This is a genomic window from Rhizobium herbae (assembly GCF_017873135.1).
Classification (GTDB): Bacteria; Pseudomonadota; Alphaproteobacteria; order Rhizobiales; family Rhizobiaceae; genus Pararhizobium; species Pararhizobium herbae.
In genome coordinates this window covers 1-17,524 of record NZ_JAGGJV010000017.1, presented here as the reverse complement: position 1 = coordinate 17,524, position 17,524 = coordinate 1, and the positions used below count along the sequence as shown (strand labels likewise).

Below are 17,524 nucleotides of genomic sequence, written 5' to 3'. Positions count from 1 at the left end.
ATCGCTGCCGTCAGCGACGTCTTGCCATGGTCGACGTGGCCGATCGTGCCAATGTTAACGTGCGGCTTGTTGCGCTCAAATTTGCTCTTTGCCATTTCCGGCTCTCCGTTTTCTGACCCCGAAGGGGTATTCTCTTGTTTCTGTCAGCTGGCGTTAGGCTCCGGTCACTTCTGACCGGAGTACTTCGCCTGAATTTCCTGCGACACGTTCGACGGAACCGGCGCATAGTGATCGAAGGTCATCGTGTACTGTGCACGGCCCTGGCTCATCGAGCGCAGGTTGTCCACGTACTTGAACATGTTGGCCAGCGGCACGTTGGCATTGATCACGACGGCGATGCCGCGCGATTCCTGGCCCTGGATCTGACCGCGACGCGAATTCAGATCGCCGATAACGTCGCCGACGTAATCTTCCGGCGTTACCACTTCGACCTTCATCATCGGCTCAAGAAGCTGAGCGCCGGCCTTCTTTGCTGCTTCACGGAAGCAAGCGCGGGAGGCAATTTCGAAGGCGAGAACCGAGGAGTCGACGTCATGGAAGGCGCCGTCGATGAGCGTCGCCTTGACGCCGAGCATCGGGAAGCCAGCCAGCGGGCCGGAAGACAGAACGCTTTCGATGCCCTTCTGAACGCCGGGGATATATTCCTTCGGGATCGTGCCGCCGACAATCTTGGACTCGAACTTGAAGTCGTCGCCATCGGGGTTCGGTTCGAAGATGATCTTGACGCGCGCGAACTGGCCGGTACCGCCGGACTGCTTCTTGTGCGTGTAGTCTTCTTCATGCTTGCGCGTGATCGATTCACGGTAGGCAACCTGCGGCGCACCGACGGTCGCTTCGACCTTGAATTCGCGACGCATGCGGTCGACGAGGATGTCGAGGTGAAGTTCACCCATGCCGGCGATGATCGTCTGGCCGGATTCTTCATCCGTCTTGACGCGGAACGAAGGATCTTCAGCAGCCAGGCGGTTGAGCGCGAGGCCCATCTTTTCCTGGTCGCCCTTGGTCTTCGGCTCGATGGCGATCTGGATGACTGGCTCGGGGAATTCCATGCGCTCGAGAATAACCTGGTGCAGCGGATCGCAGAGCGTGTCGCCGGTGGTGGTTTCCTTGAGGCCTGCGAGAGCCACGATGTCGCCGGCAAAGGCTTCTTCGATGTCTTCACGGGAATTGGAATGCATCTGCAGCATGCGGCCGACGCGCTCGCGCTTTTCCTTGACCGTGTTCATCACCGACGTGCCCTTGGTGAGCTTGCCGGAATAGATGCGGGCAAAGGTGAGCGAACCGACGAAGGGGTCGTTCATGATCTTGAAGGCGAGCATCGACAAAGGCTCTTCATCCGAAGGATGACGGGCGATTTCGGCTTCGGTCTTCACGTCGATGCCCTTGATCGACGGAATGTCGAGCGGGGACGGCAGGTAGTCGCAGACGGCGTCGAGCAGAGGCTGTACGCCCTTGTTCTTGAAGGCCGTACCGCAGAACATCGGATGGAACTTCACGTCGATGGTACCGCGACGAACCAGCGCACGGATCTGGTCGTTGTCCGGCATGATGCCGTTCAGGTAGTTTTCCATCGCAGTTTCGTCGATATCGACGACGGTCTCGATGAGGAGTTCGCGGTACTGTTCCGCCTTTTCCTTCATGTCGTCCGGGATTTCGACAACGTCCCACTGAGCGCCGAGCGACTCGTCGCGCCAAATCAGAGCGTTCATCTCGATCAGATCGACAACGCCCTTGAATTCGGTTTCCGCGCCGATCGGCAACTGCATGACAACGGCGATGGCGCCGAGACGGGTCTTGATCATTTCCACCGAGCGGTAGAAGTCAGCACCGGTCTTGTCCATCTTGTTGCAGAAGATCATCCGCGGAACGTGGTACTTTTCAGCCTGGCGCCAGACGGTTTCCGTCTGCGGCTCAACACCGGCATTGGCGTCGAGCAGAGCGATCGCACCATCGAGAACGCGCAGCGAACGCTCGACTTCGATGGTGAAGTCGACGTGGCCGGGGGTGTCGATGATGTTGAAGCGGCGCATCTTGCCATCGCGACCCTTCCAGTAGGTCGTCGTGGCAGCGGACGTAATGGTAATACCGCGTTCCTGCTCCTGCTCCATCCAATCCATGGTGGCAGCGCCGTCGTGAACTTCGCCGATCTTGTGCGACTTGCCCGTGTAATACAGAATCCGCTCGGTGGTCGTGGTCTTGCCGGCGTCGATATGCGCCATGATCCCGAAATTGCGGTAGTCTTCGATTTTATATTCGCGAGCCATAATGACTGCCTTTCGAAAATTGTACGTCGATTACCAGCGATAATGCGAGAATGCACGGTTGGCGTCAGCCATCTTGTGCGTGTCTTCGCGCTTCTTCACGGCACTGCCACGGTTGTTCGCAGCATCCATGAGTTCGCCGCAGAGGCGATCGATCATGGTGGTTTCGTTGCGCTTGCGGGCAGCAGCGATAAGCCAGCGAATGGCAAGAGCCTGACGGCGCTCGGGACGAACATCGACCGGAACCTGATAGGTTGCACCACCGACGCGGCGCGAACGAACTTCGACATGCGGAGCGATGTTGTCGAGGGCCGAATGGAACACGGTGACCGGCTCCTGCTTCAGCTTGCCCTGAACGAGATCGAACGCACCGTAAACGATGTTTTCAGCGACCGACTTCTTACCATGAAGCATGATTGCGTTCATGAACTTGGTGACGACCAGATCGCCGAACTTCGGGTCCGGATTGATCTCGCGCTTTTCTGCACTGTGACGACGTGACATACTTTTGTCTCTCAACTTTGAACTGGCGCCTTAACACGCGGAGAACCTCGCGCAGCGCCTTAATTGTGGAACCCGAATTACTTCGGACGCTTCGCACCATACTTCGAACGGCGCTGCTTACGGTTCTTGACACCCTGGGTATCGAGAACGCCGCGAATGATGTGGTAGCGAACGCCCGGCAAGTCCTTTACACGGCCGCCGCGGATCATCACCACGGAGTGTTCCTGAAGGTTGTGACCTTCACCCGGAATGTAGCCGATGACTTCGAAGCCGTTGGTCAGGCGAATCTTGGCGACCTTACGCAGAGCCGAGTTCGGCTTCTTCGGGGTCGTCGTGTAAACGCGGGTGCAAACGCCACGCTTCTGCGGGTTTTCCTGCAGGGCAGGAACCTTGTTGCGCTTTACCTGTGCCTGACGCGGCTTGCGGATCAGCTGGTTTACGGTAGGCATATAACCATCCCTTACAAATTCTGTCTCAATACCCTTGCGGGCGGATCAATGCCGTCTCCGGCGGTTTCGAACGCTTCACAAATGCGCAAAACGAGGACCGATCCGCCTCTCAGCAGATGGCCCGCAAAAAGCAGAGGACGCTCTAGTTTTCAGCGTCTTGCGTGCAGCATTTTGGTCTTCAGCGTGCGTTTCGAACCTTGTTTGAGGCGAACTCCAGAACGTGTCGTTCCGAACCAGCCAGCCTCACATGGGCTCCGATGGGGCGGGGTGTACTGATTTCAGGGTGTCCCGTCAAGGGGAATTAACAAATATTCTTGCCCCCACAGGGCTGACATGCCTGCAAAACAAGGCTTTGACGGCCAAGTCGAGGCAGCGGCGCCACCGATCGGTCCGGATTCGCCAATGCATGGCGTTCAACTTAAAGAATCATAAAGCAATTTCATAATCCAGCACGGACTTGAGAGAATCGCGCCCTGCCCGCCACGATTCGTCGTGGAGGAGTGTTTTTTAGGACGCGCCGCGGTGCAATACACTGTAAAGTCATCGCATACATCTTTCGAAAGAGGAAACAGCCATGACTGCCATCCCTGACAACGACAACAATCTCGACGGGCCGATGATCTTCATCATCATCGGCAAGGCCTATGAGCAGGATGGCGACAAAGAGGGTGTGGACATCCACGTCATGCTGCGCGCGCCCGACGACGACACTGCCGTGCGCGAGGCGCTCAATGCCCTTGCCGAGGAAGGCTTCCTCGAGGCCGACCTCGACCAGATCGGCACCCTCACCGACGTTCCCGACGAAGAACCGCATGCCTCCGCCTACCAGGGTGCGCTTACCGGCGAAGTGGCGATCATCAAGTTCGGCTGACGAACAAACCGTTCGAGACCGGCTTCACGTCGTGTTTCCAGGCTCCATTCGCTTGAGACGCAAAAAGCCGCCCGGATCGCTCCGGGCGGCTTTTTCAATCGGTCGGAAAGGGTGGCGAACCACCCTCGCCTTTCGCGAGCCGTTATTCGGCCGCAGCGCCTTCCTTGGCCGCCATGTCGACGAGCATCGGAGTTGCTGCGTCCGCGCCCGTACCCTTGCGGCGCTCTTCGAGGATCATCTCGTCGCGCGCCGTGGCAATGCGGCGGATCTGGGTCATCGTGCCACCGGTACCGGCCGGGATCAGACGGCCGACGATGACGTTTTCCTTCAGACCCTGGAGGCCATCGGTCTTGCCGGCGATCGCAGCTTCCGTCAGCACCTTGGTCGTTTCCTGGAAGGACGCGGCCGAGATGAAGGACGGCGTCTGCAGCGATGCCTTGGTGATGCCGAGCAGGACCGGATCGCCGTAAGCCGGCTTCTTGCCCTGTTCGATCAGCTGATCGTTGACATCCTCCAGTTCGATGCGGTCGACGCTGTCACCAACGATATAGGAGGAGTCACCAGCGTCGGTCACTTCAACCTTCTGCAGCATCTGGCGAACGATCACCTCGATGTGCTTGTCGTTGATCACAACACCCTGCAGACGGTAGACTTCCTGGATTTCGTTGACCAGGTAGGAAGCAAGTGCCTCCACGCCCTTGATCGCCAGGATGTCGTGCGGAGCCGGGTTACCGTCGAGGATGTAGTCACCCTTTTCGATATAGTCGCCGTCCTGAAGATGGAAGGGCTTGCCCTTCGGGATCAGGTATTCGACCGGCTCCACGCCATCTTCCGCAGGCTCGATCAGAACGCGGCGCTTGTTCTTGTAGTCGCGGCCAAACCGGATCGTACCATCGATTTCGGCGATGATCGCGTGATCCTTCGGACGGCGCGCTTCGAAGAGTTCGGCAACGCGCGGCAGACCGCCGGTGATGTCCTTCGTCTTGGCGCTTTCCAGCGGCGAACGCGCAAGCACGTCACCCTGGGAGACCTTGGTGCCCGGCTCGACCGACAGAATGGCATCGACCGAGAGCATGAAGCGGGCGTCGCCACCACGCGACAGCTTCATGACGGCGCCGTTCTTGTCCTTGATGACGATTGCCGGCTTCAGGTCGATACCGCGCGGCGTCGAACGCCAGTCGATAACCTGACGCTTGGTGATGCCGGTTGCTTCGTCGGTCGCTTCCAGAACGGAGATACCGTCGACGATATCTTCGAAATGAACCGTACCTTCGACTTCCGTCATCATCGGGCGTGTGTAGGGGTCCCACTCGGCCAGACGCTGGCCGCGCTTTACCTTGTCACCGTCATCGACAAAGATTTTCGAACCGTAGGCGACACGCTGCGAGGAGCGCTCGACGCCACGTTCGTCGAGGATCTGGACCGCCATGTTACGGCCCATCGCGACGAGAACGTTTTCCGAATTGCGCAGCATGTTGCGGTTCTTGATCTGGATCGTGCCTTCGTACGACGCTTCCAGGAACGAGCTGTCGACCACCGTTGCCGTGCCACCAAGGTGGAACGTACGCATGGTGAGCTGGGTGCCCGGTTCACCGATCGACTGGGCCGCGATAACACCGACCGCTTCACCCATGTTGACAGGGGTACCGCGGGCAAGGTCACGGCCGTAGCAGACGCCGCAGACGCCGGTCTGGATTTCGCAGGTCAGTGCCGAGCGAATCCGGATCGACTGGATGCCAGCCTTTTCGATTTCGACGACATCGGCTTCGAGGATCATCCGGCCGGCATCGACGATACGATCACCGGTAATCGGGTGATCGATATTGTCGAGAGCCGTACGGCCGAGAACGCGGGCGCCGATGGAGGCAACGACCTGACCGGCATCAACGATGGCGGTCATGGTGAGGCCGGTTTCGGTACCGCAATCCACCGAGTTGACAATGCAATCCTGCGCAACGTCGACGAGACGGCGTGTCAGGTAACCGGAGTTCGCGGTCTTCAAGGCGGTGTCTGCGAGACCCTTACGGGCACCGTGGGTCGAGTTGAAGTACTCGTTAACGGTCAGGCCTTCCTTGAAGTTCGAGATGATCGGCGTCTCGATGATTTCACCCGACGGCTTGGCCATCAGGCCGCGCATGCCGCCCAGCTGACGCATCTGGTTCGGTGAACCACGGGCGCCGGAGTGCGACATCATGTAGATCGCGTTCATCGGCTTCTGACGACCGGTTTCAGGATCGAATTCGACGGCCTTAATGCGGGCCATCATGTCTTCGGCGACCTTGTCCGTTGCCTTGCCCCAGGCGTCGACAACCTTGTTGTACTTTTCGCCCTGGGTGATCAGGCCGTCATTGTACTGCTGTTCGTATTCCTTCACCAGGCTTTCGGTGTCACCGACGATCTTGGCCTTGGTATCCGGAATGACCATGTCGTCCTTGCCGAACGAAATGCCGGCGCGGCAGGCATGGGCAAAGCCGAGCTGCATGATGCGGTCGCAGAAAATGACCGTGTCCTTCTGGCCGCAATGGCGATAGACCGTGTCGATCATCTTGGAGATGTTCTTCTTGGTCAGTTCCTGGTTGCAGACGTCGAACGGCACGTTGGCGTTCTTCGGCAGAAGTTCGCCGATGATCATACGGCCAGGCGTGGTTTCATAGATCTTCGAAACAGGCTTGCCTTCGGCATCGACCGTCTTGAAGCGGCCGCGGATCTTGGCATGCAGCGTCACCGACTTGGTTTCAAGTGCGTGATGCAGCTCGCCGAGGTCGGAGAAGGCCATGCCTTCGCCCGGCTCGTTCTGGTTCAGGATCGACAGATAGTAGAGACCGAGAACCATGTCCTGCGACGGAACGATGATCGGTGCGCCGTTTGCCGGATGCAGGATGTTGTTGGTCGACATCATCAGCACGCGGGCTTCAAGCTGGGCTTCCAGCGACAGCGGCACGTGGACGGCCATCTGGTCGCCGTCGAAGTCGGCGTTGAAGGCCGTGCAGACGAGCGGATGCAGCTGGATCGCCTTGCCTTCGACCAGGATCGGTTCGAAAGCCTGGATGCCCAGACGGTGCAGCGTCGGTGCGCGGTTCAGGAGAACCGGATGCTCGCGGATGACCTCGTCGAGGATATCCCAGACTTCCGGCTTTTCCTTTTCGACCAGCTTCTTGGCCTGCTTGACGGTCGAGGAATAACCCTTGGCGTCGAGGCGGGCGTAGATGAACGGCTTGAACAGTTCGAGCGCCATCTTCTTCGGCAGGCCGCACTGGTGCAGCTTCAGTTCCGGGCCGGTCACGATGACCGAACGGCCGGAATAGTCGACGCGCTTGCCGAGCAGGTTCTGGCGGAAGCGGCCCTGCTTGCCCTTGAGCATGTCGGACAGCGACTTCAGCGGACGCTTGTTGGCACCGGTGATGACGCGGCCGCGGCGGCCGTTGTCGAACAGGGCGTCAACGGATTCCTGCAGCATGCGCTTTTCGTTGCGGATGATGATGCCCGGCGCGCGAAGCTCGATCAGGCGCTTCAGACGGTTGTTCCGGTTGATGACGCGGCGATAGAGGTCGTTGAGGTCGGACGTCGCGAAACGGCCGCCGTCGAGCGGAACCAACGGACGCAGGTCCGGCGGGATCACCGGCACGACCTTCATGATCATCCATTCCGGGCGGTTGCCGGATTCCATGAAGTTCTCGACGATCTTCAGGCGCTTCATCAGCTTCTTCTGCTTCAGCTCGGACGTGGTGTCAGCCATTTCCGCGCGCAGGTCGCCGGCGATCTTTTCGAGATTCATCGAGGCCAGCATCTCGTAGATGGCTTCAGCACCGATCATCGCCGTGAACTGATCTTCGCCGAACTCGTCGACGGCGATCATGTATTCTTCTTCCGAGAGAAGCTGATTTTCCTTGAGGGAAGTCAGGCCCGGCTCGGTGACAATGTAGTTTTCGAAATAGAGGACGCGCTCGATATCCTTCAGCGTCATGTCGAGCAGCGTGGCGATGCGGCTCGGCAGGGACTTCAGGAACCAGATATGGGCAACGGGAGCTGCAAGCTCGATATGGCCCATGCGCTCGCGGCGAACGCGCGACAGCGTCACTTCGACGCCGCACTTTTCGCAGATGATGCCCTTGTACTTCATGCGCTTGTACTTGCCGCACAGGCACTCGTAGTCCTTGATGGGGCCGAAGATGCGCGCGCAGAAAAGACCGTCGCGTTCCGGCTTGAACGTACGATAGTTGATTGTCTCCGGCTTCTTGATCTCACCGTAAGACCAGGAGAGAATCTTCTCCGGCGAGGCGATCGATATCCGGATGGAATCGAATGTCTGTGCAGGCACCTGCGGATTGAAAAGATTCATGACCTCTTGGTTCATGCCTGTCTCCTTCGTGGGCGTGTCGCCCTCAGCTTGGGCAGGAGGCGCCGGCAATCCCGGGCGCCGGCCTCCTGCTTGAAACGGATAAAACCGCATAAAATGCGGCCGCATTTCCTACCCTGTCCCGCTGACGCGAGATCCGGGTGGAAACGGTGCGCGCCGCTTTAGGAAGCGGCACGCACCTTGATGTCTTATTCGGCCGCGTCCGGCAGTTGCTGGTTCGCCGCGTTGAGTTCGTCGAGCTTGGAATTCTCCAGTTCGACGCTGAGACCCAGCGAGCGCATTTCCTTGACGAGAACGTTGAAGCTCTCCGGAATACCGGCTTCGAAGGTGTCGTCGCCACGGACGATCGCCTCGTAGACCTTGGTACGGCCGGCCACGTCGTCGGACTTCACCGTCAACATTTCCTGCAGGGTGTAGGCAGCACCATAGGCTTCCAGAGCCCAGACTTCCATTTCCCCGAAGCGCTGACCGCCGAACTGCGCCTTGCCACCCAGCGGCTGCTGGGTCACGAGCGAGTAAGGACCGATCGAACGAGCATGGATCTTGTCGTCGACAAGGTGGTTCAGCTTCAGCATGTAGATGTAGCCGACAGTCACCTGACGGTCGAACTGATCGCCGGTACGGCCATCATAGAGCGTCGACTGACCGGTCACGTTCAGACCTGCCTGCTCCAGCATCTCGTTGACGTCGGCTTCCACCGCGCCATCGAAAACCGGCGTTGCGATCGAAACGCCACGACGGGTCTGCTCGGCCAGACGGACGATCGATTCATCGTCGTAGTCCTTGATCGGCTCGCCCTTCGGACCGGAACCGATGACGCTGTCGATGACATCGCGCAGCGGCTGGATCTGGGCACCTGCCTTGTAGGCGTCGAGCATGGCGCCGATCTTCTTGCCCATGCCGGCACAGGCCCAACCCAGATGCGTTTCCAGGATCTGGCCGACGTTCATGCGCGAAGGCACGCCCAGCGGGTTCAGAACGACGTCGACATGCGTACCGTCTTCCAGGAACGGCATGTCTTCGATCGGCACGATGCGGGAAACCACACCCTTGTTGCCATGACGGCCGGCCATCTTGTCGCCCGGCTGGATCTTGCGCTTCACAGCGACGAAGACCTTGACCATCTTCATGACGCCCGGAGGCATTTCATCGCCGCGCTGGACCTTTTCGACCTTGTCCATGAAGCGATGCTCGAGCAGCGACTTGGATTCGTCGTACTGGCCACGCAGAGCTTCGACTTCGCCCTGAGCCTTTTCGTCCTCCGTCGCGAACATCCACCACTGCGAGCGGGGATATTCGGAGATGACGGCGTTCGAAAGCTCGGTGCCCTTCTTGAAGCCCTTCGGACCGGCGACGGCGACGTGGCCGCGCAGCATGTCGAGAAGACGCGAGTAGACGTTGCGATCGAGGATCGCCTGTTCGTCGTCGCGGTCCTTGGCAAGACGCTCGATCTCTTCCCGCTCGATGGCCATCGCGCGTTCGTCTTTTTCCACGCCGTGGCGGTTGAAGACGCGGACTTCGACGATGGTGCCGAAGGTGCCCGGAGGCATGCGCATGGAGGTGTCGCGGACGTCGGAGGCCTTTTCACCGAAGATGGCGCGCAGAAGCTTTTCTTCCGGCGTCATCGGGCTTTCGCCCTTCGGGGTGATCTTGCCGACGAGGATGTCGCCAGGGGTCACTTCAGCACCGATATAGACGATACCGGCTTCGTCGAGGTTCTTCAGCGCTTCTTCCGAAACGTTCGGAATGTCGCGGGTGATTTCTTCCGGACCAAGCTTGGTGTCGCGCGCCATCACTTCGAATTCTTCGATGTGGATGGAGGTGAACACGTCGTCGCGAACGATACGCTCGGAGAGCAGGATCGAGTCTTCGTAGTTGTAGCCGTTCCACGGCATGAACGCGACGAGCGCGTTGCGGCCGAGAGCCAGGTCACCGAGATCGGTCGACGGACCGTCAGCGATGATGTCGCCCTTGTTCAGAATGTCACCGACGGTGACCAGCGGGCGCTGGTTGACGCAGGTGTTCTGGTTGGAACGCTGGAACTTCTGCAGACGGTAGATGTCGACGCCGGACTTGCCAGCCTCAAGGTCTTCCGTCGCACGGATAACGATACGGGTCGCGTCAACCTGGTCGACGACACCGCCACGGCGGGCCGCGATAGCAGCACCAGAGTCACGTGCAACGATCGGCTCCATGCCGGTACCGACGAACGGAGCTTCGGCACGCAGCAGAGGCACGGCCTGACGCTGCATGTTGGAGCCCATGAGCGCGCGGTTGGCGTCGTCGTTTTCAAGGAACGGGATGAGAGCCGCCGCGACAGACACGAGCTGCTTGGGCGAAACGTCCATCAGGTTCACGATGTCGCGCGGTGCGAGCATGACGTCGCCGGCATGACGGCAAACGACGAACTCTTCAACGAACGACTGGTCGGCGTTGAGCTCGGAGTTGGCCTGGGCCACGTGATACTTGGCTTCTTCCATCGCCGACAGGTAGACGACATCCTTCGTCACCTTACCGTCGATGATCTTGCGGTAAGGGCTTTCGATGAAGCCGTACTTGTTGACGCGGGCAAAGGTCGCCAGCGAGTTGATCAGACCGATGTTCGGGCCTTCCGGCGTCTCGATCGGGCAGATACGGCCGTAATGGGTCGGGTGAACGTCGCGGACTTCGAAGCCTGCGCGTTCGCGTGTCAGACCACCCGGTCCAAGAGCCGAAAGACGGCGCTTGTGGGTGATTTCCGACAGCGGATTGACCTGGTCCATGAACTGCGACAGCTGCGAGGAACCGAAGAACTCGCGAACGGCTGCGGCAGCCGGCTTGGCGTTGATCAGGTCCTGCGGCATGACGGTATCGATTTCGATCGACGACATGCGTTCCTTGATCGCACGCTCCATGCGGAGCAGACCGAGGCGGTACTGATTTTCCATCAGTTCGCCGACGGAACGCACACGGCGATTGCCGAGGTTGTCGATGTCGTCGATTTCGCCCTTGCCGTCGCGCAGGTCGACCAGCATCCGGACCACGGCAAGGATGTCTTCCTTGCGCAGGATACGGACAGTGTCGGCTGCGTCGAGGTCGAGACGCATGTTCATCTTGACGCGGCCAACGGCCGAAAGGTCGTAGCGCTCGCTGTCGAAGAACAGCGTGTTGAACATGGCTTCTGCCGAATCCATGGTCGGCGGCTCGCCGGGACGCATGACGCGGTAGATGTCGAACAGCGCATCCTGACGGTTTTCGTTCTTGTCGACCGAAAGCGTGTTGCGGATGTAGGCGCCGACATTGATATGGTCGATGTCGAGAACCGGGATCTCGTCGAAACCGGATGTGAGAATGACGCCAAGCGTCTTCTCGTCGATTTCGTCGCCGGCTTCGAGGAAGATTTCACCGGTCGACGGGTTGACCAGATCTTCGGCAAGGAAGTTGCCGTAGAGTTCGTCGTCGGTTGCCTTGATGGCCTTGAGGCCCTTTTCCGTCAGCGTCTTCAACAGACGCGGCGTCAGCTTCTTGCCGGATTCAACCACCACTTCGCCGGTGTCGGCGTCGATCAGGTCGGAGAGAGCCTTCTGGCCCTTGAGGACTTCAGGCTGGAACGGAATCCGCCAGCCCTTGCCGTCGCGCGCATAGAGCGACTTCGTGTAGAAGGTCTCGAGGATTTCTTCGCCATCCATGCCGAGTGCCATGAGCAACGACGTGACAGGAATCTTGCGACGGCGGTCGATACGGGCGTGGACAACGTCCTTGGCATCGAATTCAATGTCGAGCCAGGAGCCGCGATACGGAATGACGCGCGCAGCAAACAGCAGCTTGCCCGAGGAATGGCTCTTGCCCTTGTCGTGGTCGAAGAACACGCCCGGCGAACGGTGCATCTGGGAAACGATGACGCGCTCGGTGCCGTTGACGATGAACGTACCGTTGTTGGTCATGAGCGGCATGTCGCCCATGTAGACGTTCTGTTCCTTGATGTCCTTGATGGACTTCGCGCCCGTATCCTCGTCAATATCGAACACGATGAGCCGCAGCGTCACCTTGAGAGGTGCAGCGTAGGTCAGATCGCGCTGACGGCATTCCTCGACGTCGAACTTCGGTTGTTCGAATTCGTAGGACACGAACTCGAGCATCGAAGCGCCGGAGAAATCCGTGATCGGGAAGACGGACTTGAAAACGGACTGAAGCCCCTCGTCCGGACGTCCGCCCTGCGGTTCGTCCACCATGAGAAACTGGTCGTAGGATGCCTTCTGAACCTCGATGAGGTTCGGCATTTCTGCGACTTCTGGAATTTTACCAAAAAACTTGCGTACGCGCCTGCGACCGTTAAACGAAAGGGTCTGAGCCATCGTCGCTCCTTTAAAAATTGCACCCGGGCCTGCAACAGACGGTGACCGCTGGCCAGTCGGCTCCGTCAATCAATGGGTCGTTCAATCTCGTCCAACCCCCGAAAACGCTTAGCACGGATTGCTGTGGCGTCTTTGGTTCGAGACTATCCTCTTGAAGAACCCATTACCCAAAAGCCGTTTTCAATAGGCTTTTGGGTAATACGTTCAGAAAGCGGTCAAAGAGAGGCGGCCATCTTCATGGCCACCCCTCCTTTAAAGTCGGCAGGATTACTTGACGTCAACCTTGGCGCCAGCGTCTTCCAGCTTCTTCTTGAGATCAGCAGCTTCAGCCTTGGAAACGCCTTCCTTGACAGCCTTCGGAGCGGCTTCAACGAGGTCCTTGGCTTCCTTCAGGCCGAGGCCTGTGATCGCGCGGACTTCCTTGATGACGTTGATCTTGTTAGCGCCGGCTTCTGCCAGGATAACGTCGAACTCAGTCTTTTCTTCTTCAACGACAGCAGCAACAGCAGCGCCGCCAGCAGCGGCAGCTACCGGAGCAGCAGCCGAAACGCCCCACTTCTCTTCGAGAAGCTTGGAAAGCTCAGCAGCTTCCAGAACGGTCAACGAGGAGAGGTCTTCAACGATCTTAGAGAGATCAGCCATTTTTGTAGTTCCTTTTGTTCGGTTCGAACCGGGTTAAATTATAAACAGCAAAAAACCGCCTTATGCGGCTTCTTCGTCCTTCTTGGCGTAGGCCGCAAACACGCGGGCAAGCTGGCTTGCCGGTGCTGCAACAACCGATGCGATGCGCGTTGCCGGGGTCTGAATCATACCCAGCAGCTTTGCACGCAGCTCGTCCAGCGACGGCAGGGTCGCAAGCGACTTGACTGCATCCGCGGTGAGCGTGGTTGCGCCCATGGCACCGCCCAGAACAACGATCTTGTCGTTGGTCTTGGCGAAATCCATGACGACCTTCGGAGCCGTTACGGGATCGGCGCTGAATGCTACCAGCGTCTGCCCCTTGAAGAGATTGGACATCCCTTCGGCTTCCGTACCCTGAAGGGCAATTTTGGCCAGGCGGTTCTTCGCGACTTTGACGGTGCCGCCAGCAGCGCGCATCTTTGAACGGAAGTCGTTCATCTGTGCGACTGTGACACCAGCATAGTGGGCCACGACAACTGAACCGGCGCCCTTGAAGGACTCGTTCAGCTCCGTGACGAATTCGCGTTTTTCCGCTCTTTCCACTGCCTATCTCCAGTTGACTGGACCGCAAAACGCGGGACCAGTCGGTTTGCCTTTGCCGCATGGGATCAGAGTTGATCCCAAGCGACGCTCGAGGATCCTGTCCCCTGCGCGTTCCCGTTTTAAGCGGGTCCGGCACAAGGCAAGCCGAGGTTCGAACCGAATTCCCACGCTTGCGCGCGTCAAATGAAATTCGGGACTCACCCATCTCATGCAGGCTGAAGTGATTAAGGGATAACCACCTGCAATCTCGGACAGGAGTTCCGGGTTTGATCCCGGAATTTCCGGCCCCGAAAGGCCGGAAATCTGTGACCGGGCCTGAGCCCGGATAAACTGATTAAGCGGCGTTGACCGACGAAGGATCAACCTTGACGCCCGGGCCCATGGTCGACGAAATCGCCACGCGCTTGACGTAGTTGCCCTTGGCGCCAGCCGGCTTTGCCTTGATGACGGCATCTGCGAAAGCGCGGATGTTTTCTTCAAGAGCAGCGGCATCGAACGATGCCTTGCCAATGCCTGCATGAACGATACCGGCCTTTTCGACGCGGAACTCGACTGCGCCGCCCTTCGATGCCTTGACAGCACCGGCGACGTCCATCGTGACGGTTCCGACCTTCGGGTTCGGCATCATGCCACGCGGGCCGAGTACCTTGCCGAGACGGCCGACGAGCGGCATCATGTCCGGAGTGGCGATGCAACGATCGAAATCGATCTTGCCGCCCTGAACGATTTCGACAAGTTCTTCAGCACCGACGACGTCAGCACCGGCTGCCTTGGCTTCATCAGCCTTGGCACCACGTGCGAACACGGCGACGCGAACGGTACGGCCGGTGCCGTTCGGCAGGTTGACGACGCCACGGACCATCTGGTCGGCATGACGCGGATCAACGCCGAGGTTCATCGCAACTTCGATGGTTTCATCGAACTTGGCGATGGCACGGGCCTTCACCAGGGTGATGGCTTCCGACAGGGCGACGAGCTTCGTCGGGTCGATGCCTTCGCGGGTCTTCTGTACGCGCTTTGCAATCTTTGTCATGGTCTCAACCTGCCACTTCCAGGCCCATGGAGCGGGCGGAGCCCTCGACCATTGCCATTGCGCCTTCGATATCAGCCGCGTTCAGATCCTTCATCTTGGCTTCAGCGATCTTGCGAACCTGATCCTTGGTGAGGGTACCGGCCTTGGCGCCCTTGCCGGGCGTCTTCGAACCGGACGTCAGCTTCGCTTCCTTCTTCAGGAAGTAGCTGACCGGCGGCTGCTTCATGATGAAGGTGAAGGACTTGTCCTGATAGTAGGTGATGACGACCGGGATCGGCATGCCCTTTTCCAGTTCCTGCGTGGCGGCATTGAACGCCTTGCAGAATTCCATGATGTTTACGCCACGCTGACCAAGCGCCGGGCCGATTGGCGGGGACGGGTTTGCCGATCCTGCCTTGACCTGAAGCTTGAGCTGGCCTGCAACTTTCTTAGCCATTTCTCTCTGCCTTTATGGTTTCCCCGGCATCACCGCTCATCAATCGACGAACTGGAGCCAGGAACGTTATGGCCGGTTTCCCGGCCCTTCATGCCATCCCTTCAAAAGGATAGCGGCTGCGGTTGCGTGGTGCGGACGGCCGATCCGGCTAAGACCGGCTTCCTTCCACGCGGCTGCGGGTTACCCCCGCCTTCGCCGGACACAAACGATCCGGCAAAACCATAAGAACGTCGCGCAGCCGGAACCTTGTCCGGCGCAGCAACCTTCAGAATTCAGACTTTCTCGACCTGAGAATACTCAAGATCCACCGGCGTCGCGCGGCCGAAGATCGAAACTTCAACCTTGAGGCGCGAACGCTCCTCATCAACATCCTGAACGATCCCGTTGAACGAGGCAAACGGACCGTCGGACACACGCACCTGCTCGCCAACCTCGAACGAGATCGAAGGCTTCGGACGATCGACACCGTCCTGAACCTGGCCGAGGATACGCTCGGCCTCGAAATCCGGGATCGGAACCGGCTTGTTGTCGGAGCCGAGGAACCCGGTCACCTTCGGCGTATTCTTGATAAGGTGGTAAGCCTCATCCGTCAGGTTGGCGCGCACCAGCACGTAACCCGGAAAGAACTTGCGTTCGGCATCGACCTTGCGGCCACGACGAACCTCGACGACCTTTTCGGTCGGAACGAGAATCTTTTCAAACAGATGGCTCAGGCCCTTCTGCTTGGCTTTCTCCTCGATCGATTCAGCGACCTTCTTCTCGAAATTCGAGTAGGCGTGAACGATGTACCAACGCGCTGCCATATTCATCCCCAACCGTTCAAACGCCAGCATTCAGGACGAGGCCAATCAGCCAGCCCATCAGTTGGTCCGCAGCAAAAAAGAAGATAGCCGCAAAGAAGACCATGACGAATACCATCAGCGTCGAGATCATCGTCTCGCGCCGCGAAGGCCATGTCACTTTCGCCGTCTCGGAGCGCACCTGCTGCAGAAACGTAAATGGATTTGTTTTGGATGCCATTGAATGCTCACGCCTTAACGGCCCGTAAAGCTGACGATCAGCCCCACGCGCCGCGTGTCTGTTTGAACCCTACATAAAGACCGATTCTATAAATCACAAGAGGTCAACGGTCTTTTTGCGAAATTAGCCGGAAAAGGCAAGCCTTCTCCCTGTATAGTGTGCCAGCTCGCCGCGACATGATCTGCGCTGTTCGAATGGCAGGGGCAGTAAGGCTCGAACTTACGACCTGCGGTTTTGGAGACCGCCGCTCTACCAACTGAGCTATACCCCTAGACCAGCGGCGCCGAATGCTTGAAAGCCGAAGCGCCACGTGAAGTCTGCGGCTTATTATTCAGTTTGCCCGAGGATGACAAGCGTCTTTGCCGGAAAAAAGAAAAGAATTCTGAACCATCCTCTCTTCTTTCTTCGAAGGCAAACCTCTGGGCGATCACACATCCGCTTTGTACGCCTTACCTGTGGGCATCGGGACTGTGCACCAAGGCTCCCGGCGGCGGCGAAACGGTACTTGTTTTGCTGTCCGTCTCGACCTTGCCAGCGGTGACGTTTGCTCATAGCGCGCGCGCAGGTGACGCGAGATGGCGCACCACTCGCCGTCAAACCAAACCGACGGCCCCTGCCCTCCCGCCGCCGCCATGACATCTCCACTGACAGCAAAGGCCCCGCTGTTTCCAACGGAGCCTTCTGAAACCATATAATCGAAGCGACTACTCGACGATGCTTGTCACGATGCCGGCGCCGCGTGCAAATCGCGCTTGCGCGCCATTTGCACCACCTTTGTCGCCGTCGGCAGCTTTCGCCACCGTCTTATCGATTGTTATTCAACAATCGACGCGACGATGCCGGCGCCGCGTGCAAATCGCGCTTGCGCGCCATTTGCACTACCTTTGTCGCCGTCGGCAGCTTTCGCCACCGTCTTATCGATTGTTATTCAACAATCGACGCGACGATGCCGGCGCCGACGGTGCGGCCGCCTTCGCGGATGGCGAAGCGCAGCTTTTCTTCCATCGCGATCGGAACGATCAGCTCGACGGAGAC

The 17,524-nt window shown here is 58.8% G+C and carries 14 protein-coding genes and 1 tRNA gene; 1 reads left to right on the top strand and 14 read right to left on the bottom strand.

Features of this window, described 5'->3' with window-relative positions; translation table 11 throughout:
* From J2Z75_RS28955 to rpsL, 4 genes are all read right to left on the bottom strand, one after another.
* Positions 1-95, bottom strand: a 95-nt coding sequence (locus J2Z75_RS28955) for a GTP-binding protein (protein ID WP_018010120.1), incomplete at its 3' end; no start/stop codon positions are given.
* 69 nt (positions 96-164) lie between these two features.
* Positions 165-2,264, bottom strand: a complete 2,100-nt coding sequence (gene fusA, locus J2Z75_RS28950) for an elongation factor G (protein WP_209857407.1) — start codon at positions 2,262-2,264, stop codon at positions 165-167.
* A gap of 30 nt (positions 2,265-2,294) precedes the next feature.
* Positions 2,295-2,765 carry a 30S ribosomal protein S7 gene (gene rpsG / locus J2Z75_RS28945; protein ID WP_037133877.1) on the bottom strand — a complete coding sequence of 157 codons (471 nt, stop codon included), beginning with the start codon at positions 2,763-2,765 and terminating at the stop codon, positions 2,295-2,297.
* 77 nt (positions 2,766-2,842) lie between these two features.
* On the bottom strand, positions 2,843-3,214 hold the full coding sequence (rpsL, locus tag J2Z75_RS28940; RefSeq protein WP_003507760.1) for a 30S ribosomal protein S12: 372 nt from the start codon (positions 3,212-3,214) through the stop codon (positions 2,843-2,845).
* A gap of 574 nt (positions 3,215-3,788) precedes the next feature.
* Here rpsL and J2Z75_RS28935 point away from each other — a divergent pair.
* Entirely contained in the window at positions 3,789-4,085 is a 297-nt protein-coding gene (locus J2Z75_RS28935) for a transcriptional regulator (RefSeq protein ID WP_209857405.1), read from the top strand.
* 142 nt (positions 4,086-4,227) lie between these two features.
* On the opposite strand, the gene rpoC is transcribed toward J2Z75_RS28935, so the two are convergent.
* From rpoC to J2Z75_RS28885, 10 genes are all read right to left on the bottom strand, one after another.
* On the bottom strand, positions 4,228-8,439 hold the full coding sequence (rpoC, locus tag J2Z75_RS28930; protein WP_209857404.1) for a DNA-directed RNA polymerase subunit beta': 4,212 nt from the start codon (positions 8,437-8,439) through the stop codon (positions 4,228-4,230).
* Between the two features lie 191 nt (positions 8,440-8,630).
* Positions 8,631-12,776: a DNA-directed RNA polymerase subunit beta gene (gene rpoB, locus J2Z75_RS28925; protein ID WP_209857403.1), complete on the bottom strand. Its 4,146-nt coding sequence runs from the start codon at positions 12,774-12,776 to the stop codon at positions 8,631-8,633.
* A 267-nt stretch (positions 12,777-13,043) separates the two neighbouring features.
* On the bottom strand, positions 13,044-13,418 hold the full coding sequence (gene rplL / locus J2Z75_RS28920; RefSeq protein ID WP_209857402.1) for a 50S ribosomal protein L7/L12: 375 nt from the start codon (positions 13,416-13,418) through the stop codon (positions 13,044-13,046).
* A 60-nt stretch (positions 13,419-13,478) separates the two neighbouring features.
* The gene (rplJ, locus tag J2Z75_RS28915) at positions 13,479-14,000 is read right to left on the bottom strand and encodes a 50S ribosomal protein L10 (protein ID WP_209857401.1); all 522 of its coding nucleotides are present in this window, start codon (positions 13,998-14,000) and stop codon (positions 13,479-13,481) included.
* A gap of 334 nt (positions 14,001-14,334) precedes the next feature.
* Positions 14,335-15,033: a 50S ribosomal protein L1 gene (gene rplA / locus J2Z75_RS28910; protein ID WP_209857400.1), complete on the bottom strand. Its 699-nt coding sequence runs from the start codon at positions 15,031-15,033 to the stop codon at positions 14,335-14,337.
* A 4-nt stretch (positions 15,034-15,037) separates the two neighbouring features.
* Positions 15,038-15,469: a 50S ribosomal protein L11 gene (rplK, locus tag J2Z75_RS28905; protein WP_060636274.1), complete on the bottom strand. Its 432-nt coding sequence runs from the start codon at positions 15,467-15,469 to the stop codon at positions 15,038-15,040.
* A 272-nt stretch (positions 15,470-15,741) separates the two neighbouring features.
* Positions 15,742-16,272 carry a transcription termination/antitermination protein NusG gene (gene nusG / locus J2Z75_RS28900; protein ID WP_209857399.1) on the bottom strand — a complete coding sequence of 177 codons (531 nt, stop codon included), beginning with the start codon at positions 16,270-16,272 and terminating at the stop codon, positions 15,742-15,744.
* A gap of 16 nt (positions 16,273-16,288) precedes the next feature.
* On the bottom strand, positions 16,289-16,489 hold the full coding sequence (secE, locus tag J2Z75_RS28895) for a preprotein translocase subunit SecE (RefSeq protein WP_037214163.1): 201 nt from the start codon (positions 16,487-16,489) through the stop codon (positions 16,289-16,291).
* A gap of 195 nt (positions 16,490-16,684) precedes the next feature.
* Positions 16,685-16,760, bottom strand: a tRNA-Trp gene (locus tag J2Z75_RS28890).
* A 653-nt stretch (positions 16,761-17,413) separates the two neighbouring features.
* Positions 17,414-17,524: EF-Tu C-terminal domain-related protein (locus J2Z75_RS28885; protein WP_144083273.1), on the bottom strand; the 111-nt coding region annotated here is incomplete at its 5' end.